This is a genomic window from Cellulosimicrobium sp. GQ32 (assembly GCF_059758455.1).
The window spans coordinates 47,793-73,538 of record NZ_JCAXEP010000014.1 but is presented as its reverse complement, the minus strand read 5'-3'; the positions used below and the strand labels follow the sequence as shown (position 1 = coordinate 73,538).

Sequence of the window (25,746 nt, the reverse complement as noted above, 5' to 3'; positions counted from 1 at the left end):
CGGACAGTGGCGTCGACCTGCGTCGACGCGGACGCAGCCGGACGAGAGGCAGCCATGCACCCACGACCCACCGCGGTCCTCGCCACGGGCGCCCTGCTCGCCGCGAGCCTCGCGGCCACGACCCCGGCCTCGGCCACGACGAGCCCGGCGTCGAGCGCGTCGTCGGCCGTCGCCTCTGGCGCCGAGCCGAACTACGCCGAGGCGCTCCAGAAGTCCCTGTTCTTCTACGACGCCCAGCGCTCGGGCGACCTCCCCGACGACTTCCGGGTGAGCTGGCGCGGCGACTCCGCGCTCGACGACGGCGCCGACGTCGGGCTCGACCTCACGGGCGGCTGGTACGACGCGGGCGACCACGTGAAGTTCGGGCTGCCCATGGCGTTCACCACGACGATGCTCGCGTGGGGCGCGATCGCGAGCCCCGACGGGTACGCGGCGTCGGGCCAGCGGGACGAGCTGCTCGACTCGCTGCGCTGGGTCAACGACTACTTCGTCAAGGCCCACCCCGAGCCGGACGTGCTCTACGCGCAGGTGGGTGACGGCGACGCGGACCACAAGTGGTGGGGCCCCGCCGAGGCGATGCAGATGGCCCGGCCGGCGTACAAGGTCGACCGGTCGTGCCCCGGGAGCGACGTCGCGGGCGAGACCGCGGCGGCCATGGCCGCGTCGTCGATCGTCTTCGCGGACTCCGACCCGGCGTACGCGGCCGAGCTCGTGGAGCACGCGGAGCAGCTCTTCGCCTTCGCCGACACCTACCGCGGCAAGTACTCCGACTGCGTGCCCGCGGGCGCGTTCTACAACTCGTGGTCCGGGTACCAGGACGAGCTCGTGTGGGGCGCGGCGTGGCTGTACGAGGCGACGGGCGACGCGTCCTACCTCGCGAAGGCCGAGCAGGAGTACGCCGGTCTGTCGCGCGAGAACCAGACGAGCACGCCGTCGTACCGCTGGACGATCGCGTGGGACGACAAGACGTACGGGGCGTACGCGCTGCTGGCCCAGGCGACGGGCAAGCAGCAGTACGTCGACGACGCGAACCGGTGGCTCGACTTCTGGACCACCGGGTACCAGGGCTCGCGCGTGCGGTACTCCCCCGGCGGGCAGGCGTTCCTCGACTCGTGGGGCTCGCTGCGCTACGCCGCGAACACGGCGTTCGTCGCGCTGACCTACGGCGAGTGGCTGCGGGGGCGCGGCGACGCGACCCGCGCGCAGACCTACCAGGACTTCGGCGAGCGCCAGATCGGCTACGCGCTCGGCGACAACCCGCGCGGCGCCTCGTACGTCGTCGGGTACGGCGAGGACCCGCCGCAGAACCCGCACCACCGCACCGCGCACGGCTCATGGCTCGACTCGCTCGCGGAGCCCGCGGCGACGCGGCACGTCCTGTACGGCGCGCTCGTCGGCGGGCCCGGCGCACCGGACGACGCCTACACGGACAGTCGATCGGACTACGTCGCGAACGAGGTCGCCACGGACTACAACGCGGGCTTCACGTCGGCGCTCGCGTTCCTCGTCGGCGTGCACGGGGGTGCCCCGCTCGCCGACTTCCCGCAGCCCGAGGCCCCGGACCAGGACGAGTTCTTCGTCGAGTCCCGCCTCAACCAGCCCGGCACCGCGTTCACGGAGATCAAGGCCGTGCTGCGCAACCGGTCGGCCTTCCCGGCGCGCGTGCTCGACGACGTCCGCCTGCGGTACTGGTTCACGCTCGACGACGGCGCCGACCCGGCGACCCTGCGGGCCACGACCAACTACTCCGAGTGCCCCGGCGCGACCGCGACCGTCGGCCACGCGGGCGGCGACCAGTACGTCGTCGAGATCGACTGCTCAGGCTCGGTCGTGTACCCCGGCGGCCAGTCCCAGCACCGCCGCGAGGTGCAGTTCCGCGTCACGGCGGACGTCTGGGACGCCGCGGACGACTGGTCGTTCGCGCAGGTCGCGACAGGCGACGCCCCGACGAAGAACCCCCGCATCACCCTCTACGAGGGCGACGAGCTGCTGTGGGGCACCGAGCCCACCACCGGGCCCGTCGAGCCGGACACCACGCCGCCGTCGACGCCCGGAACGCCGACGGTCTCGGGCGTCACCGCGACCGGGGCGTCCGTCGCGTGGGCACCCTCCTCGGACGCGGGCAGCGGTGTCGCCGGGTACGACGTGCTGCTCGACGGCGTCCGGGTCGCGGCCACGTCGGGTACCAGCCGGGCACTGACGGGTCTCGCGCCCGAGACGACCTATCGCGTCGCCGTCGTCGCGACCGACCGGGCCGGGAACGCGTCCGCGCCCGGTCCGGCGGCGACCTTCACGACCCCGGCGACGTCGACGGGTCCCGCGCCCGGCGCCTGCGCGGTCCGGTGGTCGTCGAGCGACTGGGGCTCCGGCGGGACCGTGACCCTCCGGCTCACGAACACCGGGACCACGCCGCTCGACGGCTGGACGCTCGCGTTCGCCCTCCCGTCCGGGCAGACGGTGACGAACGGCTGGAGCGCGACGTGGACGCAGTCGGGCGCCGACGTCACCGTGCGGTCCGCCGCCTGGAACGGCACGCTCGCCCCGGGGGCGTCCGTCGAGGTCGGCGCGAACGTCGCGCACGGCGGGGCGAACACACCTCCGGCGGGCTTCACGCTGGTCGGCGCGTCGGGCGAGACGGAGTGCACCGTGGGGTGATCCCGCACGGCAGCCACGGACGATCGTCGCCCGCGCCGGGACGCTGCTCCCCGGCGCGGGCGACGGTCATCGCCGCCGGCGGAAGGTCAGCGGCTCCTCCGCGAACGGCTCCCACGCCGCACGCTCGGCCTCGGTGATGCGGCGGGGCGCGCCGGTCGCCGCGTCGACGACGACGATCGTCGTCACCGCCTTCGCGTAGGGGGCACCGCCCGAGGTGGGGCCGGTGCGCTCGAAGCGGGCGGCGCCGTCGTGCACCTCGTAGCAGACCTCGAGGCTCGCGCCGCCGAGGTGCCCGATCCACAGCTCGACGCGCACGGGCGTGCGCGTGAAGCCGAGCGGGCGCAGGTACTCGATCTCCTGCCGCGCGACGAGCGTGTGGCTCGTCGCGGCCGGCCCGGTCTCCAGGACCGCCGTCGGCCAGGCGTCCTCGCCCGCGTCCGGGTGGGTCCAGAACGCCGTGATGCGCGCGTCCTCGAGCAGCCGGAACATCTCCACGTTGTTCACGTGCGCGTACGCGTCGAGGTCCGACCACCGCAGGGAGACGGGGACGTGCAGGCGGGTCATTCGGAGGTCCTCTCGCTCGACATGGCGCGGCCGGACGTCTCCCGGGGACAAGTACCCCGGTCACCGGGCCGCGACCATTCTCCACCGGCCCGCCGAGCACGACGCCACCCCGCGCCGAGCACGACATGAGGGTCGTCATGGGCATGTTGACGGCCCTCATGTCGTGTTCGGCGGAGGGGCGGGTCGTCAGGAGGCGGCGACGAGCGCCGCGGCGCGACAGCTCGAGAGCGCGGACAGCTCCTCGCCCACCGGGAGCCGCACGCGGCGGTCCGCGACCTGCCCGACGGCGTCGCGCAGGCGGCGCCGGGCCCGGGCCGCGCGGCGACGCCCGCCGACGGACGCGGCGGCGCGCGAGAGCAGCGCGACGAGGACGCCGACGACGACTCCTCCGAGCGCGAGCAGGGTCGGCCACGGCAGCTCCGGGGCGCCCGGTCCGCCGAGCGTGAGCACCGGCGTCGGCGGCTCGGGCAGGCGCAGGTACGTGAACCCCCACAGCGCGGCGAGCCACAGCAGCCCGACGACGAGCGCCGCGAGCACGAGCCACTGGAGCGCGCCCACGACGCGCCACCACACGGGGCGCCGCGACGCCTCGAGCTCCGTCCCGGCCACCGCCTGGTCGAGCGCATCGGCGAGGTCGGTCGCGCCCTCGGCGGCCCGACGCCGCACGGCGAGCGCCCAGTCGTCGGGAACGCCGGCGGTGGCCTCGGCCGCGTAGTCGCGCACGGCCGTCTGCGCACCGGCGCGCAGCGCCGCGCCGACCGCGGGGAGCGACGTCCGGGCGAGCTCGGGGCGCACCTCCGCCTCGCCCGCTCCGAGCTCCTTCGCGGAGCGTGCCCGGGCCGAGCCGGGCGCGGGACCGGTCCGCAGCCCGATCCGCCGCAGCGGGTCGGGCCGGAACCGCCCGACCCAGCGCGTGACGGGCCAGCCGGTCGCGGCGCGCGCGTCGCGGACCGCGGAGCCCCGCACGGCCGCGACGACCGTCGGCACACCCGCGGCGGCCTCGAGCGCGTCCACGAGGCCGTCGCGGGCGCGGCGCGCGGCCCGCTCCGGGACGGGCTCGCCGCACGCGGCGGCGACGCGCCGGGCCACGGCGCGCACGTCGGCCGCGAGCCGGTCGTTCGCCGCTCGACGACGCGCGGCGGCGTCCGCCAGCAGGCCGCGCAGCTCGTCCAGTCCCTGGCCGGTGCGTGCCGACACCCCGAGGACGCGCGCGTCGCCGAGCCCGTCCGCGGCGGCGAGCCGACGCAGGTCCGCGAGGCACGCGTCCGCGTCGGCGGGGGCGAGCCGGTCGATCTGGTTGAGCACGAGCACGACGACCGAGCCGTGCCCCGCGAGCGGGCGCAGGTAGCGCTCGTGGAGCGCGGCGTCCGCGTACTTCTGCGGGTCCACGACCCACACGAGCAGGTCCGCGCGCTCGACGAGACGCTCCGCGCGCACGCGGTGCTCGACGACGACCGAGTCGTGGTCGGGCAGGTCGAGCAGCACGAGGCCGCTCGTGACCTCTGCGGCTCGCCGGCCCTTGAGGAGCCCGCGGAGGCCGCCGCCCGCCCGCGCGTCATCGGGGTCCCCCGACGTGAGCGGCGTGCCCATCTCGTGCCGACGCCGCACCTCGAGCCAGTCGAGGAGGGCTCCGGCCCCGGCCGCGCCGGGCGTGGTACCGGACAGGGTGCCGCTCGCCGGGTGCGTCACCGCGCCGGCGCCCCACACGGCCGCCAGGGGGTGCGACGTCGTCGGACGCCGGACCCCGACCGCCGCCAGGTCTGCCCCGGCCAGCGCGTTGAACACCGACGACTTGCCCGAGCCCGTCGCGCCGGCGAGCGCGACGACGGTGTGGTCGGCCGAGAGGCCCGCACGCTCGCGGGCCCGGGCGACGACGGTGCGCGCGTCGGCGAGCAGGGCGGCGTCCACGCGCCCTTCGCCCGCGCGGACGGCGGTCTCGAGGGCGGTCGTGCGCGCGGCGAGGTCGATCGTCATGCGCGCTCACCGCCCAGGAGCCGTCGCCAGAACCCGGGGCGCGGCGCAGGCTCCGGCCCGTCCTCGCCCGGTGCGGCGACCGGCTCGTCCTCCGCCGCACGCCATCCCGCACCGCGCAGGAGCCGCGCGGCGTGCCGTCCGACCGCGGCGCGTCCCGCGTCGGGGCCCGTGCCTCGCGCGGAGCGCTCGACGCGCGCCGCCGCCTCGACCGCCCGCGCGGCCTCGCGCACGGAGCGCGCCGTCTCGTCGGCGTCGGCGGTACCGAGCGCGTCGAGCTGGGCCGTGTAGCGCCGGGCCTCGTCGTCGAGCACGGCCCGTACCCTCTCGGCGAGGCGCTCGCGCGCGGTCCGCGTGAGGCGACGCACGGCGTCGTCGCCGAACACGGCCTCGAGCAGCTTCTGCGCGAGGATCGCCGTCCCGCCGGCGATGCCGACCTCCGCGCCCGTGAGGCCACCCGTCGACGCGAACACCACGACCATGAGGCTCAGTCCGAGCCCGTTGATCCCGAACGACAGCGCACGCGCCGCCCCGCGCTTGCCCGCTCCCTGCTCGCGCACGAGGTCGAGGACGTCCGACTGCCAGCCCCGGATCTCCTCGGCGACCCGGGCCCGCACGCCAGCCGACGAGCGCGACAGGTCGAGCCCGTCCAGCAGGGCCGTGCCGGCCGGGTCGGCGCGCCACCCGCCGTAGGCGCGCTCCGCGGCCGCGTCGGTCGCGTCGAGCACGACGGCCTCCAGCCCGTGCGCGATCGCCTGCTCGACCTGCGGTGCCTGCGCGGGACGACCGCGGAAGAACGCCGCGACGGCGTCGCGCACGCGCCCCACGCCCTGCTCCACGGACCGGAACAGCTCGCTCGTCCCGACGAAGTCCTGCCAGCGCGCGAGCACCTCGCCGCGCAGCAGCGCCCCATCGCTCGTCGCGGCGTCGACGGTCGCGGCGGCCTCGTCGTACGCGCGCCCGACGACGGCCCGCAGCCGCGCGTCGGACGTCGCCTGGGCGTCGGCCGCGCCCGCCACGAGCGCGGCCCGGCGCACGAGGTCGTCCACGACCCCGTCACGCGTCGCGGTCGCGACCCGGTCGCGCGCGTCGCCGTCCGCGCCGAGCGCGGACAGCCACGACGCGACCTCCGCGACCGAGGGCTCCGGGAGGAAGCCGTCCACCAGCTCGGACTCCCCCACCGCGAACAGCGGCGCGGCGTCCAGGCCGTTCTCGTCCATCATGCGGCGCAAGTCGTCGGCCACGGCCTCGGCGCCGGGGTCGACCCGGTCGAGCACGATCGCGACCTGTGCACGACGCTCCGCCGCGCGGTGCAGCAGGTCCCACGGGACCGCGTCGGCGTAGCGCGCGGCCGTCGTGACGAAGAGCCACAGGTCCGCGGCCGCGAGGAGCTGGGCGGCGAGCTCGCGGTTCGCGGTCTCCACGGAGTCGACGTCGGGCGCGTCCACGAGCGCGAGACCCTGCGGCAGCGCGTCGCTCGCGACGAGCCGGAGCGTGCGCGTCGGGTCGGGCTGCACCGCGGGAGCGGTCCCGCCCGCGGTCACGTCGGCGCCCGCGCGCGGTCCGTGCTCGCTCACGCGCGCGAGGCCCGGCAGGACGCGGTCGGTCGAGAACCACCGCTCGTCGAGCGGGTGGTGGACGAGGACGGGCGCGCGCGTCGTCGGACGCAGCACGCCCGGCGCCGACACGTGCTCGCCGAGCAGGGAGTTCACGAGCGTGGACTTCCCTGCGCCGGTCGACCCGCCCACCACGACGAGCAGCGGCGCGGCGTGCGAGCGCAGGCGCGGTAGCAGGTAGTCGTCGAGCTGGTGCACCGCGAGGTCGAGGTCCTCGCGCGCGGCCGCGGCGCCCGGGAGATCCAGCGGGAGCCGCGCGGCGGCGAGCCGGCCGCGCAGGATCTCCAGGGCCTCGACGAGCCCGGCCGTCGCCGCGGCGCCCGCGGCGACCGAACCACCCGTCGTGGTGCCGTCCCGCGCCACGGCGTCCCCGGCGGACGCGCCCGTGCGGACCGCGTCGTCTCCGGGGTCACCGCTGGCCGTCATCCCGCCAGTCTGCCGGAACGCCGCTGGTCAGGCCCGGTGTGACACGGGCCGCCGCACGAGATCGACCCGCCCGGCACGAGATCGGCCCTCCGAAGGTCGATCTCGAGCGCCCAGGTCGATCTCGCGCTCGCGACTCGCTCCCCCAGCCGGCGCCGGAGCCACCCTGCCCTGGACGCACGGACGCCGGGCGGGAACGTGTCCCGCCCGGCGTCGTGGTCGACCGAGGTCGCGACGTCAGTCGCGCGTGAGCTTGCGGTACGTGACGCGGTGCGGCCGCGCCGCGTCGGCGCCCAGGCGCTCGACCTTGTTCTCCTCGTAGGACGCGAAGTTGCCCTCGAACCAGTACCAGTTCGCCGGGTCCTCCTCCGTGCCCTCGTACGCGAGGATGTGGGTCGCGACCCGGTCGAGGAACCACCGGTCGTGGGACACGACGACGGCGCAGCCGGGGAACTCGAGCAGCGCGTTCTCCAGCGAGCCCAGGGTCTCGACGTCGAGGTCGTTCGTCGGCTCGTCGAGCAGCAGGAGGTTGCCACCCTGCTTGAGCGTGAGCGCGAGGTTGAGGCGGTTGCGCTCACCACCGGACAGCACGCCCGCGGGCTTCTGCTGGTCCGGGCCCTTGAACCCGAACGACGCGACGTACGCGCGCGACGGGATCTCGACGTTCCCGACCTTGATGAAGTCGAGCCCGTCGGACACGACCTCCCACAGCGTCTTCTTGGGGTCGATGCCGCCGCGGGACTGGTCGACGTACGAGATGGAGACCGTCTCGCCGACCTTGAGGTCGCCGCCGTCGAGCGGCTCGAGCCCGACGATCGTCTTGAAGAGCGTCGTCTTGCCGACGCCGTTCGGGCCGATGACGCCGACGATGCCGTTGCGCGGCAGCGTGAAGCTCAGGCCGTCGATGAGCTGGCGGCCGTCGAAGCCCTTCTGGAGGTTCGACGCCTCGAGGACGACGTTGCCCAGGCGCGGGCCCGGCGGGATCTGGATCTCCTCGAAGTCCAGCTTCCTCGTGCGCTCCGCCTCGGCCGCCATCTCCTCGTAGCGGGCGAGTCGGGCCTTCGACTTGGTCTGGCGGCCCTTGGCGTTGGACCGGACCCACTCGAGCTCCTCCTTGAGACGCTTGGCGAGCTTCGCGTCCTTCTTGCCCTGGACCTGGAGGCGCTCGCCCTTCTTCTCGAGGTAGGTCGAGTAGTTGCCCTCGTACGGGTACAGGCGCCCGCGGTCGACCTCGCAGATCCACTCCGCGACGTGGTCGAGGAAGTACCGGTCGTGGGTGACCGCGAGGATCGCTCCGGGGTACGTCGCGAGGTGCTGTTCGAGCCACAGCACGGACTCGGCGTCCAGGTGGTTCGTCGGCTCGTCGAGCAGCAGCAGGTCCGGCTTCTCGAGCAGGAGCTTGCACAGCGCGACGCGGCGACGCTCACCACCGGAGAGCACCGACACGTCGGCGTCCGGCGGCGGGCAGCGCAGCGCGTCCATCGCCTGCTCCAGCTGGGAGTCGAGGTCCCACGCGTCCGCGGCGTCGATGGCCTCCTGGAGCGTACCCATCTCCGCCAGGAGCGCGTCGAAGTCGGCGTCAGGCTCCGCCATGAGCGCGGAGATCTCGTCGAAGCGCTGCTTCTTGGCGAGGATGTCCGCGACGGCCTCCTGGACGTTGCCGAGGACCGTCTTCTCCTCGTTGAGCGGCGGCTCCTGGAGCAGGATGCCGACGCTGTAGCCCGGGGAGAGGCGCGCCTCGCCGTTCGACGGCGTGTCCAGGCCGGCCATGATCTTGAGGATCGTGGACTTCCCGGCGCCGTTGGGGCCCACGACGCCGATCTTGGCGCCGGGCAGGAAGTTCAGGGAGACGTCGTCGAGGATGACCTTGTCTCCGTGCGCCTTGCGCGCCTTGTACATGGAGTAGATGAACTCAGCCACAGCCTGTCGTTCCACCGTTTCGGTCGGGAGAGGTACGGGATTCGTCGACCACTCAGCCTACGCGGTCGGGCCGCCCGGGCGCGCCCGACGGCGCCGCGACCCGCCTGGGCCGCGGCACCAACCGAACGTCCCCCGCTCAGGCGGACAACAGCGCGCCCGTCTCGGCGTCGACGTCGGAGCCGGAGTCGGAGTCGGAGTCGGAGTCGGCCACCGTCTCAGGGTCGGCCCCGTTGTCGGCCGCGGACTCCTCGTCGGACGCGCTCGCGAGCGCCGCGCCGGCGTCCGCGAGGGTCCACGGGTCGTCGAGCACGCGCCCGTCGAGCGGCCCACCGTCGAACGCGGTGCCGTCGTGCCCCGTGGCCCCCGGTCCGCCGCGCGCCCTGTCCCCCCGGTCCGCCCCGCCGCCGCCACCGACGGTCCCGGACGCGGCGACGCCGGTCGCCTCGGCCCGGCGCGCGCCGTCGTCCTCGCGCCGGTGGACCGTGCGCGCGAACCGGGCCTCGCCGAGGGTCAGGTCGGGGCCGAGCGCCGTCGCCTCCACGACCAGGCTGGTGCGCGGGCCCTCGGGGCCGTCCCACTCGTCGAGCGAGAGCCGCCCCGTGACCACCACGGGGTCGCCCTTGTGCAGGGACAGCGCGACGTTGCGCGCGACGTTCTTCCACGCCTTGACCGTGAACCACAGCGTGCGGCCGTCGACCCACTCGCCGCGCTCGCGGTCGAGGTAGCGGCGTGTCTGGGCGATGCGGAAGCTCGTGAAGTCGTTGCCGGACTGCGAGCGGAACAGCGTGGGCGTGGTCGCGACGAATCCGGACAGCGTGACCGTGACGTCACCGGGCATGGTTCCTCCTGAGGTCGGCGGCCGGGCTGGTCCCGGCCACCGTCTCAGGGTGCTGTCGGAGCGGCCGCGCCGTCCGTCGTCGTGCCCTCGCCTGTGGACGGGTCCGCGAGACCCGGGCCTGTGGGTAGCCGTAGCGCCCCGGTGAGCGGCGCAGCCGGCGCCTTGTCCCGGGCGGACTGCGCCAGCTCGCGGACCTGGCGGTGGGTGTCGAGGAGCGTCTGGGTCGGCTTGCCCATGGCGTCCTGCACGACCCGCTCGATCGCTCCCCGGCCGGAGGCGAGGACCTGTTGCTCGCGGCGTCGCGCGAGCGTGCGGCGCACCTGGAGCGCGACGAGGAACGCGACCACCGCGCCGAGCACGGCCACCGCCGCGACGATCGCGCACACCGTGACGAGCGTCCGTCCGAGGTCGAGCACGCGCAACGAGCCGAGCACGGCGAGCACGCCGGCGACGACCCCGACCGCGAGCGCGGCCCACGCGCCGCGCCGCGTGGGGCGCGACGACGACGGCCCGCGCGTGTCGAGGGGGATCTTCGCGAGCGCGGACCGCGTCGCCTCCGCGACCTTGCCCGACGGCGCGACCGCGTCGTCGAGCGCCTTCTGCCACCCCGGTCGCAGGGACCGCCCCGCGCGCGCGAGCCAGCGCGAGCGCGAGAGCGCGACGGCGTCGGGCTGCGGGGGCGAGAACTCGGGGCGGCCGTAGCCGTTGCGCACCGCCGCGCCGACCTGGCCTGCGACGGCGGCGAGGCCGGTCGCGTCGGCCAGCGCGTCGACCTCCTCCTCGACGGCCGTGCTCATGGTCCACGGCACGTCCCCCGGGAGCTGCTCCAACAGCAGCGCACCGGCCCGGTCGAGCTCGCCCGCGACGCGGCTCGCGGCGACGCTGCGGCGCGCGACGGCCTGCTCGAGCAGCGACCGCAGCTCGTCCAACCCTTCGCCCGTGCGCGCGGAGACGGTCGTGACGTAGACGCCGTCGAGCCCGTCCTCCTCGAGCAGCCGCCCCATGTCCTCGACGAGCGCGGCGCGGCGCGCCTCGGGGACGGTGTCGATCTGGTTGAGGGCGACGACCATCGACCCCTCGAGCCCCGCCGACTTCTGGAGGTAGCCCGAGTGCAGCGCGTCGTCCGCGTACTTCTGCGGGTCGACGACCCACACGAGCAGGTCGACGAGCGGGAGCACCCGGTCGACGACGTCGCGGTGCGCCGGCTCGATCGAGTCGTGGTCCGGCAGGTCGAGCAGCACGAGGCCGCCGAGCGCCGCCTCGTCCTCGGCGTCGAGCTCGCCGTCGCGCGTGATCCGGCGCTCGGGGTCCACGGCGAGCCAGTCGAGCAGGGCCGTCGCCGCGCCGCTCCACGAGCACGCCGTGACGCGCGCCGTCGTCGGGCGCTTCACGCCGACGTCCGCGAAGTCGAGCCGGGACACGCGGTTGAACAGACTCGACTTGCCCGACCCGGTGCCGCCCGCGAGCGCGACGACCGTGTGGTCGACGCCGAGCGCGAGGCGCTCGCGCACGCCCCCGATCGCGTCGCGCACCTGGGCCGCGACCACGGGGTCGAGGCGGTCCCCCGCGAGGTCCACCGCGCGCGCGAGGTCGTCGACCCGGGCACGCAGCTGGGCGTCGTGGGACGTCACATGAGCCTCCTCAGCTCGGCGAGTCGTAGGCGCAGCCCGACGGCGGCGTCCGCGGCGAGGGCGGGGTCGGCGAGCGCGGTGAGAACGGGCTCGGCCTCACGCTCGACCATGGTCGCGGCCCGGTCGGCGAGGTCGTCACGCAGGGCCGCGAGCGCGTCGTCGCCCGTGTCGGCGAGCACGGTCCGCACGAGGCGGGCCGCGTCGTCGCTCCCGGCGGCGCCCGCGAGCAGCAACGCAGCCAGACCGGTCTCGCCGAACGCCTTGACCGACGCCCGCGCGGGCTCGCTCGCCGTCGGAGCAGCGAGCTCGGTCACGACCTGCTCAGCCCGCCGGGACCACTGGAGCACCTGGGTCGTCGCCGAGGCCTCGCGCCGCGCCGCGGCGTCCTCCTCCGTCGGCAGGACGTCCGCGGCGCCCGGCAGCGGCCGGTCCCCGTCGAGCGCGGCACGCAGCGCCTCGTGGGCGAGGACGCCGTTCGCGGCGAGCGTGCGGTGCGCGGCGTCGCGCGTCTCCTCGAGGAGCGGCGCGAGCACGAGGTCGCGCGCGCGTCCGCGTCGCTTGGACGACCGGACCACGCCGCCGCGCACCTTGACGCGGTCCACGCGCTCCGCGCCCGTCACCTGCGCCCACCGCGCCTCGAGCGACCCGTGCGCGACGGCACCGTCCAGCGCCGCCTGCCGCGCGGCGTCACGCACGGCCGGGAGCGCCTTCTCCGCCGCCGAGCGCAGGTCGGCCGCGGCCTCCACCTGCTGCTCCACCGCGTCCGAGACGCCCGTGACCCAGGCGGGCAGCGCGCCGAGCGCCCCCTTGAGCGTGCGCACGATCACCGCGCGCGACCGGTCCGGGCCCGCGAGCATCGTCAGCCAGCGCGCCACCGGCGCCACGACCGAACGGTCGAGCAGCCCCTCGTGCGGCCCGACGTCGGGCACGACGAACAGCGGCGTCCCGTCCATGCCGTGGTCGCGCAGGCGCTGGAGCAGGTCGCCGCGGATCGTCGTCAGCGTCTCGCGCGGGACGCGGTTGAGCACCATCGCGACGCTCGCCCCGCGCTCCTTCGCGCGCGACAGCGCCTGCCACGGCAGCGCGTCGCCGTAGCGCGACGCGGTCGTCACGAACAGCCACAGGTCCGCCGCCTCGAGCAGCAGGCTCGCGGTGTCCCGGTTCTCCGAGAGGAGCGAGTCCAGGTCCGGGGCATCGAGCAGGCCCGTGCCGCGCGGGACGCCGTCGTGGTCGACGACGCGCGCGACGCGCGTCACCGGGCCCTCCACGATCACGTCCGCGTCGAGCGGGTTGAACGCGAGGACCGGCTCGCGCGTCGTGGGCCGCAGCACGCCCGCCTGCGACACCTCCTCGCCGAGCAGCGAGTTGTACAGCGTCGACTTGCCCGCACCCGTCGAGCCCGCGATCACGACGATCGCCGGCGACGACAGCTCGCGCAGCCGCGGCAGCAGGTGCTCGTCGAGCTGCGTGAGGAGCCGGCGCCGGGAGGCGTCCGACTCCGCCGCGCCATCGATCGCGAGCGGGAGGCGCACATCCGCCACGTCGCGGCGCAGGTCGCGCGCGACGTCGTAGACCGTGACACCGAGCTCCTCGGTCGCCTGCGCGGGCCTCCACGAGCCCGGCGACCGGCCGGGCGCGGCGGGGCTCGCGTCGCTCGTGGCGGCGTCTGGGGTTCTCACTGGTTCATAGTGACGGCTGCCGGGGGCCCCGCCAAACGCACGCGCCGCACGACGCGCGACCACGCCACCTGCACGTCCGTCACCACGGCCTCCACCTCCCGAGCATGCCCCGCGCCCACTACGATGGGCGCGCGCCTCGATAGCTCAATGGATAGAGCAACGGCCTTCTAATCCGTAGGTTGCAGGTTCGAGTCCTGCTCGGGGCACCACTCCTTCAGCCGAACGACGGCGCCGTCGCGTGGTCGATCTCGACCAGGTAGGCGTGCCGCTCCTCCCCGCGCGGGTACGGGCCGCCGGTGTAGAGGACGGAGAGGCGGTCGACGACCGCCCAGCCCGCATCGCCGTCGAGCACCTCGACGACGCGCCCGCGCAGGGTCGCCATGACGTACGGGTTCCCGGTCTCCGTCAGGGACACCGCGACGCGCGGGTCGCGCGCGAGGTTGCGGGCCTTGCGCGACCCGGGGCCGGTGAGGAACGCGAGCCGGTCCCCCTCCCAGCCGACCCAGAGCGGCACGACGTGCGGGCCGCCGTCGGGCAGGACGGTCGCGAGGTGCGCGACGTGCGGGCCGGCCACGAGCGCGCGGGCTGCCTCGGGGACGTGGGCGGGTCCGGGCACGGGGCCGGCGCTCACACGATCGCCCCGCACGAGAGGTCGACGACGACCCCCGTCGTCGCGCCCGCGGCGTCGGACGCGAGGTACACGGCCGTGCCGGCGACCTCGGAGAGGCGGGGAAGGCGGCCGAGCAGCGTGTCCTTCACAAGCATGGGTAGGTCGTCGTCCGACGCGCCGACGGTCTCTGGCGTGAAGTTGGGCCGGAGCCCGACGACGCGTACGCCGTGGCGGCCGACCTCGCCGGCGAGGCTGCGCGCGAGGGTCTCGATCGACGCGCACGCGAGGCTGAACCCGCCCATCTCGTGCCGCGACTCCCGCGCGGCCGTCGACGAGAGCATGACGATCGCCCCGGACCTCTGGGCGACCATGTGCCGCGCCGCGGCGGTCGCGGTGAGGAAGTGGGTCGTCGTCGCGGACACGATCGGCGCCACGAAGTCCTGGAGGGCCATGTCGACGAGCGGGACGTTCTGGAGCACGTCGTAGGCGACGGCGTTGAACGACACGTCGAGGCTCCCCGCCTGCTCGACCACGCCTGCCGCGTGCGCGTCGACCGACTCCTTGTCCGTCGCGTCGACGACGGCGGCGTGCGCCTGCCCGCCGGCGGCGCGGATCTCCTCCGCGAGCGCGTCGAGCGTGGCGGCCGTGCGCCCCGCGAGGAAGACGCGCGCACCCGCGGCGGCGAACGCGCGGCTCACCGCCGACCCCATCGACCCGGCGGCGCCGTAGACCACCGCGTTCTTCCCGGCGAGCTGCATCTCTCTTCCCTTCGTCGGCGGCGCACGCGCCTCCTCGGGCGGGGCGCGCGGCGGGCTCTCGCACACGGACGACGCCGCGGGCGGGCGGAACTCATCGGCCGCCCGGACGTTGGGTCTGGCATGGGGAGTTCTCACCCTCCCGATCCCCGGAAAGGGTAAAGATCAGGCCACCCGCCGTAGATATACTCGGCCGACCGGCGCAAGCCGGTTCCGCCCGGTTCGCCCGGGTCGAGGGGGAGCTCGCGAGGGCCGCCCCCCACCCGCCACCGACGGCGTCCGACGGCACGCACGAGCGAAGGACCGACATGACCGAGGCAGCACCGCTCCAGCCCCCCGCCCCGACGGAGACGCTCACGCTCAGCGCCCCGGAGCCCGTCAAGCCGGTCGCCGCCACGCAGGCGCCGTCGCTCGCGCCGCGCGTCGACGAGGCCGCCATCCCGGGCCTCGAGTCGAAGGTCTCCTCCTACCTCGACCAGCTCCTCGCGACGGACACGCGCTCGCCCGACTTCGCGGCGAAGGCCGACGACATCCGCAAGATGGGCGACAAGGACATCCGCGCCGCGGCCGACGTGTCCAACCGCATGCTGGAGATGCCGGTCAAGGAGCTCCGTGAGGGCGGCGTCTCCGACAGCTCCAAGGTGAGCAAGTCGCTGCTCGAGCTGCGCCGCACGGTCGAGGACCTCGACCCGAGCGAGGCGAGCGTGGGCAAGAAGTTCCTGGGTCTCATCCCGTTCGGCGGCAAGCTCCAGGACTACTTCCGCCGCTACGAGAGCTCGCAGAAGCAGCTCAACGCGATCGTCCAGTCGCTCTACAACGGCCAGGACGAGCTCCGCAAGGACAACGCCGCCCTGAACCTCGAGAAGCAGAACCTCTGGGACTCGATGGCGCGCCTCAACCAGTACATCTTCATCGCCGAGCGGCTCGACACCGAGCTCTCGACGAAGATCGCCGAGCTCGAGGCGAGCGACCCCGAGCGGGCCCAGGCGCTGCGCGAGGACGTGCTGTTCTACGTCCGCCAGAAGCACCAGGACCTGCTCACGCAGCTCGCGGTGTCCATCCAGGGCTACCTCGCGATGGACATCATCATGAAGAACAACGTCGAGCTCATCAAGGGCGTCGACCGCGCGACGACGACGACGGTCTCGGCCTTGCGCACGGCCGTCATCGTGGCGCAGGCGCTCGCGAACCAGAAGCTCGTGCTGGACCAGATCACGGCGCTCAACACGACGACGTCGAACATGATCGCCTCGACCTCGAAGATGCTGGCCGACCAGTCGGCGAGCATCCAGCAGCAGGCCGCGAGCGCGACGGTCGGGCTCCCGCAGCTCCAGCAGGCGTTCGCCAACATCTACGCGACGCTCGACTCGATCTCGACGTTCAAGACGCAGGCGCTCGACTCGATGGCGCAGACCATCGGGGTGCTCGAGACCGAGACGACCAAGGCGAACGAGTACCTCGACCGCGCGCGCCGCTCGGACCAGTCGCAGGTCGGCAACGGCTCGCTCGACATCGGGCGCCTGTGAACCCTGACGACGTACGCCTTCCGTCCTCCGGCGGCGTGACCGCCGCTCCCCGCACCACAGATCGGACCCCGAGCTAGATGGGCTGGTTCTCCGACGTGATCGGCCGCCTCGGCGGCCGGTCCCCCGCGCCCGAGCCCGCGCTCGAGCTGCCCGCCCCGCCGACGTCGGCCGAGATCCTCGCCTCGGTCGAGCGCGTGGAGCAGCAGATCGAGGGGCGTGTGCCGCCCGCCGTCACGGCGCGCGTGCACCGCATCACCGGCACGGTCGAGGAGATGGTGCCCCGCCTCGACCGCCTCGGCGGCGGGTCGCAGCAGGCGCACACGGTCGTCGCGACGGCCACGAGCTACCTGCCCGAGGCCGTCGGCGCGTACCTGCGCCTGCCGCGCGACTTCGCCGACCGGCGGGTCGTCGCGCAGGGCAAGACGTCGCTCATGCTGCTGTGCGACCAGCTCGACCTGCTCGGCGTCACGCTCGACAAGATCTCCGACGCGGTCTCGCGTGCCGACGCCGCCGCGCTCGTCGCGCACGGCGCGTTCCTCGCGGAGAAGTTCCGCGACTCGTCGATCGCGCTCGACCCCGGGGCGGGCCAGGGCACGCCCCAGCCGCCGAGCGGCCCGCCCTCGGAGCCCGGACGACTGGAGGCACCATGACCGGCCCGGTGACCCCCAGCCTCGCGGCGGCGCTCGACGCGCTGGACGCCGCGGCGCGCGCCGCGGGCGTGGACGAGGAGGCGGCGCGGGACGAGGGCGCGCGCCTCGCGGCGGCCGTCGCCGAGTCCTCCCCCGGGGCGCCCGCGGCGTGGCTCGCGGCGCTCGGGCACGACCCCGCCGCGACGGGCGCGTTCTTCACCGCCGCGTCGAGCGCCCGGCGCTGGCGCACGTCGCCGACGGACGTGCTCGCCGCGCTCGGCACGGCCCGCTCGAAGCACGCCGCCGCGTACGGGCAGGCGCTCGCCGACGTCGCACGCGCGGCCGGGCACCTCGGCTCCCCCGGCCCGCACGTGGCCGGGGCCGCCGCGGCCACCGCCGCGGTGCAGCGGTCGGGCGGTGCCCCGGTGCCGGCACCCTTCCCAGGTGCCGGTCGTGCGCCGTCAGGCCCGACGACGCTGCCGGCCGCCGGTGGCCCGGCCGCCGCGCGCTCGGCGACGGGCGGGCCGGACCCGTTCGACCTCGGCGACCTGCTCGCCGCGCAGGGCTCGCTCGACGCCCTGCGCCGGCCTGCGCCCGAGGTCCCGTCCGTCGAGTCGATCCTCGACGCGCTCGGCGCGCGCCCGACCGCGGCGTCGCCCGGCACGCCCGCCGCGCCGTCGGGCACGACGCCGGCCGGTGCACCCGTGGGAGGCGCCGGGGCCACCGCCACGCAGCCCGCGGCGGCCACGACGACCGAGGCCGCGGTCGAGGAGGAGCCGCCCCGCTCGATCGAGGAGCTGCTCGCCGAGCTCGACGCGCTCACGGGGCTCGCACGGGTCAAGGACGAGATCCACCGCCAGACCGAGCTGCTGCGCGTCGAGAAGCTGCGCACCGAGGCGGGGCTGACCCGCCCGACGCTGACGCGCCACCTCGTGTTCCTCGGCAACCCGGGCACCGGCAAGACGACGGTCGCCCGCCTCGTCGCGGGGATCTACCGCGCGCTCGGGCTGCTCGAGAAGGGGCACCTCGTCGAGGTCGACCGCTCCGAGCTCGTCGCGGGCTACCTGGGCCAGACCGCGGTGAAGACCTCCGAGGTCGTCGCCACCGCGCTCGGCGGCGTGCTGTTCGTCGACGAGGCGTACGGGCTCGCGGAGGACCAGTACGGCGCCGAGGCGATCAACACGCTCGTCAAGGACATGGAGGACCACCGCGACGAGCTCGTCGTCATCGTGGCGGGCTACCCCGGGCCGATGGCGGACTTCCTCGCCACGAACCCCGGCCTCGAGTCGCGGTTCTCCACGACCATCACGTTCGAGGACTACGCCGACGCCGAGCTGCGCGACATCTTCGCGGGCATGGCGGCGAAGTCCGACTTCGAGCCCACGCCCGAGGCCCTTGACGTGTTCGTGCGCCTCGCCGCGGCGCAGCCGCGCACCGAGGGCTTCGGCAACGCGCGCTGGGCGCGCAACGTGCTCGACGCCGCGATCGCGCGCCACGCGTGGCGCCTCAAGGACACCGAGGCGCCGACGATCGACGAGCTCCGTCTCCTGCTGCCGGTCGACGTCGTCGACGGCGAGGGCGCCCCTGCGCTCCTTGCCACGCTCGACCCGCCCGGGTCCGACGACGCCGCGCACGACGCCCCGGTCGCGGACGCGCCCGTCGACGACGCGCCGTCCCCCGACGTCGCGTCCGACGACGCCTCCGCCACCGCCCCCTCCACCGCCGAGGAGAACGCATGACGACCACCCCGGTCCGCCCTGCGGGCCAGCAGATCGTCCCCGCGGGAGGCCCTGCGCCGGGCGCGCCCGGCCCGGCCGGCACCCCGAGCGGAGCACCGAGCGCCGGCGTCTCCCGCGCTCGCGGCGCGCTCCGCCGCACGCCCGGCAAGCTGCGGCTCGTCATGGCGCTGTGCGTGCTGGCAGCCGTCGCGCTCGGCGTGCTCGGCTTCCAGGCGGGCAGCGTCCAGTCCCGGGCGCTCGAGGCCGCGAGCGAGGACACCGCGCAGCTCGTCGGGGTCCAGGAGGTCCGCAACGCCCTCGTCGCGGCGGACGCGACGGCGACCGGCGCGTTCCTCGTCGGCGGCCTCGAGCCCGCCGACCAGCGCGCCCGGTACGACGACCTCGTCGACCAGGCCGCCAGCGGGCTCGCCACGCTCTCCGGGAGCAACGAGGGCGACGCGGAGCTGCTCGGCCAGGTCGCGGCCGACCTCACGGTCTACACCGGCCTCGTCGAGCAGGCGCGCGCCAACAACCGGCAGGGCTTCCCGGTCGGCTCGGCGTACCTCGACCAGGCGTCGACCATCCTGCGCGAGCAGATGCTCCCCGCGCTCGACGAGGTCGTGCTCGACGACGCGGACCGCGTCGCCGCGGACTTCTCCGGCGTCCGCAACGCGCTGTGGGTGCTCGCGGGCGGGCTCGTCGCGCTCGCGGTGCTCGTCGTGAGCCAGGTCTGGCTCGCACGCCGCACGCACCGCGTGCTCAACGTCGGCCTCGCGGTCGCCACCGCCGTCGTGCTCGTCGTCGGCATCGTGTCGACGGTCCTGCTGGCCCAGGCGAGCTCGCGCGCGCAGGACGTTCGCACCGGCCCGTACGCCGCGACGCTCGCCGCGTCCCAGGCGTACTCGCTCGCCAACGACGCGAAGTCGATGGAGGCGTTCACGCTCATCAAGCGGGGATCCGGGCAGGCGTACGAGGAGGCGTTCGTCACCGCCACGGACGACGCCACGTCGCGGCTCGACACCGCGGCGTCCGAGGGGATCCTCGACGGGTCGACCGCCCAGGCGCTCGACGCGTGGGTGACCCGGCACGCGGACATCCGGGCGCTCGACGACGAGGGCCGGTGGGACGAGGCCGTCGCCCTCGCCACGGCGACGGACCCCGAGAGCCCCAACGCCGCGTTCGACGCGTTCTCCGCGTCCGCGCGGGACGACATCGAGACCAACGCGGCCGCGACGAGCGAGCGCCTCGACGGCGCGGCGACGACCGCGACCGTGGCGGGCTGGCTCCTGCTGGTCGCGGGCCTGATCGCCGCCCTGCTCGCGTGGCGCGGTGTGACCGCACGACTGGAGGAGTACCGGTGACCACGACGCTCGCCACCCCCGACCGGCCCGTCCGGGACCGGCGCGCCGGTGCCCGTCGACGCCGCACCGGCGTCGTCGCCGCCGCGCTCGCCACGGCGCTCACGCTCGCCGCGTGCTCGGGACCGTCCGGCGCGGACGACCTCCGCCTCACCAAGGCTCCGCAGGACGAGGCCGCCCAGGAGGGTCCGGCGGCGCCCGCCGCCCCCGCGGAGTGCGCGGACCCACTCGCGTCCTACGCGCCCGAGGGGGCGCTGCCCGGTCCGGACTCGCTGCCCGGCGGAAGCACGATGGCCGCGATCCGCGACCGGGGGTCGCTCGTCGTGGGCGTCTCGGCCGACACGCTGCTCATGGGCGCGCGCAACCCGCTGTCGGGCCAGATCGAGGGCTTCGACATCGACGTGCTGCACGAGATCTCGCGCGCGATCTTCGGCGACCCCGACCGGCTCCAGTTCCGCGTCATCACGTCCGGCCAGCGGCTGGAGGTGCTCGAGAACGGCGACGTCGACCTCGTCGCCCGCGCGTTCACCATCAACTGCGAGCGGTGGGAGTCCATCGCGTTCTCGGCGGAGTACTACCACGCGGGCCAGAAGGTGCTCGTCTCACGGGACTCGACCGCCGGCGGCATCGCGGACCTCGAGGGCCAGCGCGTGTGCGCGCCCGAGGGCACGACGACGCTCACGCGCCTCGAGCAGTTCTCCGGCATCGAGCCCGTCCCGGCCACGACCCACACGCAGTGCCTCGTGCTGTTCCAGCAGGGCAAGGTGGACGCGATCACGGGCGACGACACGATCCTCGCGGGCTTCGCCGCGCAGGACCCGTACGCGAAGGTCGTCGGCGAGGCGATCAGCGACGAGCCGTACGGCATCGGCGTCCCCGCACAGAACGTGGACATGGTGCGGTTCGTCAACGGCGTGCTCGAGCAGATGAAGTCCGACGGGCGCTGGGCCGCGATCTACGGCGAGTGGCTCGGCGGGCTCGGCCCGGCCCCGACCCCGCCGACCGCGGTGTACGGCCGCACGCCGTGACCCGCACGACCGCACCCGAGGCGCCGGGACGGCTCGGCGAGGCGATACCCGCCGCCGACCTCCTGGCGTACCTCGCCGCGCTCGAGACCTGGCTCGACGAGCGGCGTACCGAGCTCGACCGGCTCGACGCCGCCGCCCAGGCCGCCGCGACGCCCGACGTCTACACGGCCGACCTCGTGCTCGCGCTCTCGCTCTGGCAGGCGATCCGCACGCGCGCGGACGAGATCCGGCCCGTCTGGGACTCGGGCCGGGCCGACGCCGTCGCGCGCGAGAAGATCTCCCAGCTCGTCTGGGGGCGTCTCGACTCCGGGTCGGGCGCGGCGCTCGTCTCGCTCGTCGAGGCGGTGAAGCTGTGCGACGCGCTCGTCGTCCAGCTCCGCACGCGCCTGTCGTTCGACCCGCACACGGCCGACCAGGTCGCGCGCCTGCGCGGCGTGCGCGCCGAGCTCGTGCGTTGCGAGGACCTCGCCGGCTCCGACGCGGACGCGCGAGGCCGCGTGGAGACCTTGCGCGGGCGCCTCGACCACCTCGTCGCCCAGGCCGCGCGCGGGGCCGACGTCTCGGGCCCCCTCGCAGAGCTCGAGACCGAGGTCGCGCGGGCCGAGCGCGACCTCATCGTCGCGTCGGCGCAGCGCCGCGAGCTGCGCCGCGACCGCGCACGGACCGAGGAGCAGCGCGACGCGCTGGAGGCCCGCGAGCCCGCGCTGCGCGAGCTCGTCGCCCGCTGCCGGCGCGAGATCGCGCACCCGCCGCGGCTCGCGGTCCCCGACGTCTCCCGCCTCGGCCCCGTCCCGGACTCACGGTTCGAGCTCGACGCCTACGCAGCGCGCCTGACGACCGTCGCGCGCGCCGTCGAGACCGTCGAGGACGCCTACACGCGCCCGCTCCGCGAGCGCGCCGAGCTGCGCTACAGCCTGGAGCGGCTCGCCGCGCAGGCGGAGGCCAACGGACGGTCCGCGTCGCCCACCGTGCGCTCCGGCCTCAGCGAGGCCCGCGAGGCCGTCGAGGCCGTGCCGTGCGACGTGACGCTCGCCCGCTTCCTCGTCGAGCAGTACCAGTTCCTCACCCGCGACCTGCCCACCCCGGAAGGAGCGTCGTCGTGACCACCACCGCGACCGTCCCGTGCTCGGAGCCCGGCTGCCCGGGCACCATCGAGGACGGCTACTGCAACGTCTGCGGCGCGCCCGCGGGCGGCTCCGGCGGCACGCCGACGGGGACCTCGACCGGCACCACCGGCGCGCCGGCGCCGGGCACGGCCGCCGCCGCGTCGCCGTCCGCGATGCTCGGGACCGGCTTCGTCCAGGGCCGTCCCGGGACCGGGTCGGCCGCGGGCGCGGACCCCGACGCCGAGCGCTCGACCCGCACGGGCCGCACGAGCTCGAGCCGGCTCGCCACGGCCGCGCTCGGCTCGGCGCGCACCGCCGCGACCGGCTCGAAGGCGACGCGACGTGTCGGCACGTCCTCGACGCGCCTGCGCGGGCGCGGCCTCGGCGCCGGGCTCACCACCGTCCCGTCCGTCCCCGCGCGCGACCCGCTCCAGTCCGTCATGGCGGTGCCCGAGGTCGCGGAGCGCAAGCGGTTCTGCCCCGCGTGCGGCGAGAAGGTCGGCCGCGGTCGCGACGGCCAGCCCGGCCGCACGTCCGGCTTCTGCCCGCACTGCGGCACCAAGTTCGACTTCACGCCGCAGCTCGAGCCGGGCGACCTGGTCGGCGGGCAGTACGAGGTCGTCGGCTGCCTCGCGCACGGCGGCCTCGGCTGGATCTACCTGGCCCGCGACCAGAACGTGTCGGGCCGATGGGTCGTGCTCAAGGGCCTGCTCAACTCGGGCGACCCGGACGCCTACGCGGCCGCGATCTCCGAGCGGCAGTTCCTCGCGGAGGTCGAGCACCCGCTCATCGTCGAGATCTACAACTTCGCGATGCACGACGGCGCGGGCTACACCGTCATGGAGTACGTCGGCGGCGAGTCGCTCAAGGAGATCCTCCAGGAGCGCCGCGAGACCAACAACGGGGTCATCGACCCGATGCCGGTGGACCAGGCCCTCGCCTACGTCCTCGCGATCCTCCCCGCGTTCGCCTACCTGCACGACCACAACCTGCTGTTCTGCGACTTCAAGCCGGAGAACGTCATCCAGCAGGGCGACGGCGTCAAGCTCATCGACCTCGGCGGCGTGCGACGCAGCGACGACCTCACGTCGGCGATCTTCGGGACCGTCGGGTACCAGGCCCCCGAGGTGGCGGAGGTCGGCCCGTCGGTCGCCTCCGACATCTACACGATCGGCCGCACGCTCGCGACGCTCGTCCTCGACTTCCGGGGCAACACGACGACGTACGTCGCGTCGCTGCCCCCGGTGGCGGACACGCCGGTGTTCCAGCAGTACGACTCGTTCTACCGGCTGCTCGCCAAGGCGTGCGCGCTCGACCCGGCGGACCGCTTCGCGACCGCCGACGAGATGCGCACCCAGCTCCTCGGGGTGCTGCGCGAGGTCGTGGCCGCGGACGCCGGCCCGGGCAACCCGGCGCTGCACTCGGCAGCCTCCGTGCTGTTCGAGGCGCCGGTCGCCGACGTGGCGGCCAGGCCGCTCGCGTGGGACGAGCTCCCCACGCTGCGCCGCGACGACCACGACCCGATGGCGAGCTGGCTCGCCGGCGTCAACGTCGTCGACCCGGACGCGCGGCTCGCCGCGCTCGCCGACGCGCCCGAGGACACGGTCGAGGTGCACCTCGCGCGCGCCCGCGCGGCGATCGAGGCGGGCCGGTTCGACGTGCTGCGCGGCACGATCGGCACGATCCTCGCGGACGACCCGTGGGAGTGGCGCGCCGCGTGGCTCGGGGGCCTCGGCGAGCTCGCGCAGGGCGACCCGGTCGCCGCGCGCGCGTCGTTCAACGCGGTCTACGGCCAGGTGCCCGGCGAGCTCGCACCGAAGCTCGCGCTCGCCGCAGCCTGCGAGCTGAGCGGTGAGCCGGACATCGCGGAGTCGCTCTACGTGATCTGCGCCCGCACCGACGCCAACTACACGGCGCCCGCCGCGTTCGGGCTCATGCGCATCCGCGAGGCGCGCGGCGACCTCGACGGGGCGCTGCACGCGCTCGACCTCGTGGGGCCGACGCGCGGGTCGTACGTCGAGTCCCGCACCCTGCGCGCACACCTGCTCGCCGAGTCGGGCCGGGGGCTGCCCGCGCTCGCCGACGCGATGGCGAGCGTCGCCGCGGTCTCGATCGCGCCGCGCGAGCGGGCCGAGCTCTCGGTCGGCGTGCTGCGCTCCGCGCTCGAGACCGTCACGCGGTCCGGGCCCGAGCCGACGACGCGGATCGCTGGTGTCCCCGCCGACGAGCCCGCGCTGCGCGACGCCCTCGAGGGGGCGTACCGCGAGCTCGCGTCGCTCACGGACTCGCGCGACGAGCGCATCACGCTCGTCGACCGCGCGAACGAGGTGCGACGGTGGACGGTCCGATGACCGACGCCCCGGCACCCGTGCCCGACCAGGCCGTGCCAGACCAGGCGGCGCCCGACCAGGCTGTGCCCGATGTGGCTGTCCCCGGCCAGGCCGTCCCGGCACCGCCCGCGCTGCTCGCGTGCCCCGCGTGCGGCGAGCCGTCGCCCGAGGGGGCCCGGTTCTGCGAGGCGTGCGGCACGCCGCTCGCCCCGCTCCCCCGGGCCGGCGCCCCGGAGGGCGGGGCCACGACGAGAGACGCGTCGGCCGGTCCCGAGGCGGAACGGCTCGTGCCACCGGACGACCCCGCCGCGCCCACGGACGGCTCCCCGCTGAGCGGCGGAGCCGCGCCCGACGGCGCGCCGGACCCCGACGCCCGGCCGTGCGTGCGCTGCGGTGGCCGCGTCGCCGAGGACGGGTACTGCACCGAGTGCGGCGAGCCGGCCGCCTCCGAGCGCGACCACTGGGCAGAGCGGCCCGCGACCTGGGTCGCCGGCGTGTGCGACCGCGGCGTGCGCCACTCGCGCAACGAGGACGCGATGGCGCTCGCCGCCAGCCCGTCCGCCGTGGCGGCCCGGGCGTTCGCCGCGCTCGTGGTGTGCGACGGCGTCTCCTCCGCGCCCGACTCCGACGTCGCGAGCCTCGCGGCCGCGCGGGCGGCACGCGACGTGCTCGCCGCAGGCGCCCCGGAGGGGACCTCCCCCGTCGTCGGCGAGCCGACGGCGCGGGTCGCCGCCTGGTCGGCGCTCGTGGGGGACGCCTCGCGCGCCGCGCAGGACGCGATCCTGACGACCGTGGGCGCGATGGCCGACCGGGAGAACCCGCCGTCGTGCACGTTCGTCGCGGCCGTCGTGGACGGCCCGCTCGTCGTCACGGGCTGGGTGGGCGACTCGCGCGCCTACTGGATCCCGGACACGGGCGAGGCGCACCAGCTCAGCGTCGACGACTCGTGGGCGCAGGAGATGATGGCGCAGGGCATCCCCCGCGCCCAGGCGGAGAACTCCCCTCAGGCCCACGCGATCACGCGCTGGCTCGGCCCCGACGCCCCCGACCCCGTCGCCCGGACGGCCGCGACCTTCCCCGACCGCGACGGCTGGGTGCTCGTGTGCTCCGACGGCCTGTGGAACTACTGCTCGCCCGCCGCCGACCTCGCGGCGCTGCTCCACGCCACCCAGGAGCGGGTCGGCCACGACCCGCAGACGGTGGCGGGCGCCCTCGTGGACTGGGCGAACGCCCAGGGCGGCCGCGACAACATCACGGCGACGCTCGCGCGGTTCGACCGGTCCTCGGACCCGGACTCCCCGGAGCTCGACCCGGACCTCGAGACGACGATCCCCACCACCTGACGCGGGCCGCGCGCCGCGGTGCCGCCCCACCCACGCGCGAGCCGCC

General features: G+C 75.5%; 18 protein-coding genes and 1 tRNA gene. 10 read left to right on the top strand and 9 right to left on the bottom strand.

What is annotated here, in order from left to right; translation table 11 throughout:
• Positions 1-54: 54 nt before the first annotated feature.
• Positions 55-2,655, top strand: a complete 2,601-nt coding sequence (locus tag AC6CH9_RS18720) for a glycoside hydrolase family 9 protein (protein WP_498156246.1) — start codon at positions 55-57, stop codon at positions 2,653-2,655.
• A 66-nt stretch (positions 2,656-2,721) separates the two neighbouring features.
• Here the strand turns inward: AC6CH9_RS18720 and AC6CH9_RS18715 are convergent, their stop codons facing one another.
• The 7 genes from AC6CH9_RS18715 to AC6CH9_RS18685 all read right to left on the bottom strand — a co-directional run bounded on the left by AC6CH9_RS18715 (position 2,722) and on the right by AC6CH9_RS18685 (position 13,297).
• Positions 2,722-3,219 (bottom strand): acyl-CoA thioesterase, encoded by a 498-nt coding sequence (locus tag AC6CH9_RS18715; protein WP_498156245.1) that lies wholly within the window; start codon positions 3,217-3,219, stop codon positions 2,722-2,724.
• 186 nt (positions 3,220-3,405) lie between these two features.
• Positions 3,406-5,193, bottom strand: a complete 1,788-nt coding sequence (locus tag AC6CH9_RS18710; protein WP_498156244.1) for a dynamin family protein — start codon at positions 5,191-5,193, stop codon at positions 3,406-3,408.
• Complete coding sequence (locus AC6CH9_RS18705; RefSeq protein ID WP_498156243.1) at positions 5,190-7,232, bottom strand: dynamin family protein; 2,043 nt, start codon at positions 7,230-7,232, stop codon at positions 5,190-5,192. Before AC6CH9_RS18705 ends, AC6CH9_RS18710 begins: the two co-directional genes overlap by 4 nt.
• A gap of 234 nt (positions 7,233-7,466) precedes the next feature.
• Positions 7,467-9,149, bottom strand: a complete 1,683-nt coding sequence (gene ettA / locus AC6CH9_RS18700; RefSeq protein WP_047233192.1) for an energy-dependent translational throttle protein EttA — start codon at positions 9,147-9,149, stop codon at positions 7,467-7,469.
• 136 nt (positions 9,150-9,285) lie between these two features.
• Complete coding sequence (locus tag AC6CH9_RS18695; RefSeq protein ID WP_498156242.1) at positions 9,286-9,987, bottom strand: single-stranded DNA-binding protein; 702 nt, start codon at positions 9,985-9,987, stop codon at positions 9,286-9,288.
• 44 nt (positions 9,988-10,031) lie between these two features.
• Entirely contained in the window at positions 10,032-11,618 is a 1,587-nt protein-coding gene (locus tag AC6CH9_RS18690) for a P-loop NTPase family protein (protein ID WP_498156241.1), read from the bottom strand.
• Positions 11,615-13,297 (bottom strand): GTPase, encoded by a 1,683-nt coding sequence (locus AC6CH9_RS18685; protein WP_498156240.1) that lies wholly within the window; start codon positions 13,295-13,297, stop codon positions 11,615-11,617. The genes AC6CH9_RS18690 and AC6CH9_RS18685 overlap by 4 nt, the downstream gene beginning before the upstream one ends.
• Before the next feature lie 133 nt (positions 13,298-13,430).
• On the opposite strand from AC6CH9_RS18685, the gene AC6CH9_RS18680 reads away from it, so the two are divergent.
• Positions 13,431-13,506 (top strand) — tRNA-Arg (locus AC6CH9_RS18680).
• Positions 13,507-13,511: 5 nt separating this feature from the next.
• Here AC6CH9_RS18680 and AC6CH9_RS18675 read toward each other — a convergent pair.
• Positions 13,512-13,913, bottom strand: coding sequence for a PPOX class F420-dependent oxidoreductase (locus AC6CH9_RS18675; RefSeq protein ID WP_498156239.1), 402 nt, complete (start codon positions 13,911-13,913; stop codon positions 13,512-13,514).
• A gap of 11 nt (positions 13,914-13,924) precedes the next feature.
• Entirely contained in the window at positions 13,925-14,665 is a 741-nt protein-coding gene (locus AC6CH9_RS18670) for an SDR family NAD(P)-dependent oxidoreductase (RefSeq protein WP_498156238.1), read from the bottom strand.
• A 305-nt stretch (positions 14,666-14,970) separates the two neighbouring features.
• Here AC6CH9_RS18670 and AC6CH9_RS18665 point away from each other — a divergent pair, with 305 nt between their 5' ends.
• The 8 genes from AC6CH9_RS18665 to AC6CH9_RS18630 all read left to right on the top strand — a co-directional run bounded on the left by AC6CH9_RS18665 (position 14,971) and on the right by AC6CH9_RS18630 (position 25,700).
• Positions 14,971-16,188 (top strand): toxic anion resistance protein, encoded by a 1,218-nt coding sequence (locus tag AC6CH9_RS18665; protein WP_498156237.1) that lies wholly within the window; start codon positions 14,971-14,973, stop codon positions 16,186-16,188.
• A 77-nt stretch (positions 16,189-16,265) separates the two neighbouring features.
• Complete coding sequence (locus AC6CH9_RS18660) at positions 16,266-16,838, top strand: hypothetical protein (protein WP_498156236.1); 573 nt, start codon at positions 16,266-16,268, stop codon at positions 16,836-16,838.
• Positions 16,835-18,556, top strand: a complete 1,722-nt coding sequence (locus AC6CH9_RS18655) for an AAA family ATPase (RefSeq protein WP_498156235.1) — start codon at positions 16,835-16,837, stop codon at positions 18,554-18,556. Before AC6CH9_RS18660 ends, AC6CH9_RS18655 begins: the two co-directional genes overlap by 4 nt.
• Entirely contained in the window at positions 18,553-19,896 is a 1,344-nt protein-coding gene (locus tag AC6CH9_RS18650; RefSeq protein WP_498156234.1) for a GlnX family signal transduction membrane protein, read from the top strand. The genes AC6CH9_RS18655 and AC6CH9_RS18650 overlap by 4 nt, the downstream gene beginning before the upstream one ends.
• The gene (locus tag AC6CH9_RS18645; protein WP_498156233.1) at positions 19,893-20,921 is read left to right on the top strand and encodes a glutamate ABC transporter substrate-binding protein; all 1,029 of its coding nucleotides are present in this window, start codon (positions 19,893-19,895) and stop codon (positions 20,919-20,921) included. Before AC6CH9_RS18650 ends, AC6CH9_RS18645 begins: the two co-directional genes overlap by 4 nt.
• On the top strand, positions 20,918-22,024 hold the full coding sequence (locus AC6CH9_RS18640; RefSeq protein WP_498156232.1) for a hypothetical protein: 1,107 nt from the start codon (positions 20,918-20,920) through the stop codon (positions 22,022-22,024). The genes AC6CH9_RS18645 and AC6CH9_RS18640 overlap by 4 nt, the downstream gene beginning before the upstream one ends.
• The gene (locus AC6CH9_RS18635) at positions 22,021-24,378 is read left to right on the top strand and encodes a serine/threonine-protein kinase (RefSeq protein ID WP_498156231.1); all 2,358 of its coding nucleotides are present in this window, start codon (positions 22,021-22,023) and stop codon (positions 24,376-24,378) included. Before AC6CH9_RS18640 ends, AC6CH9_RS18635 begins: the two co-directional genes overlap by 4 nt.
• Positions 24,375-25,700, top strand: coding sequence for a PP2C family protein-serine/threonine phosphatase (locus AC6CH9_RS18630; protein ID WP_498156230.1), 1,326 nt, complete (start codon positions 24,375-24,377; stop codon positions 25,698-25,700). Before AC6CH9_RS18635 ends, AC6CH9_RS18630 begins: the two co-directional genes overlap by 4 nt.
• Positions 25,701-25,746 lie beyond the last annotated feature (46 nt).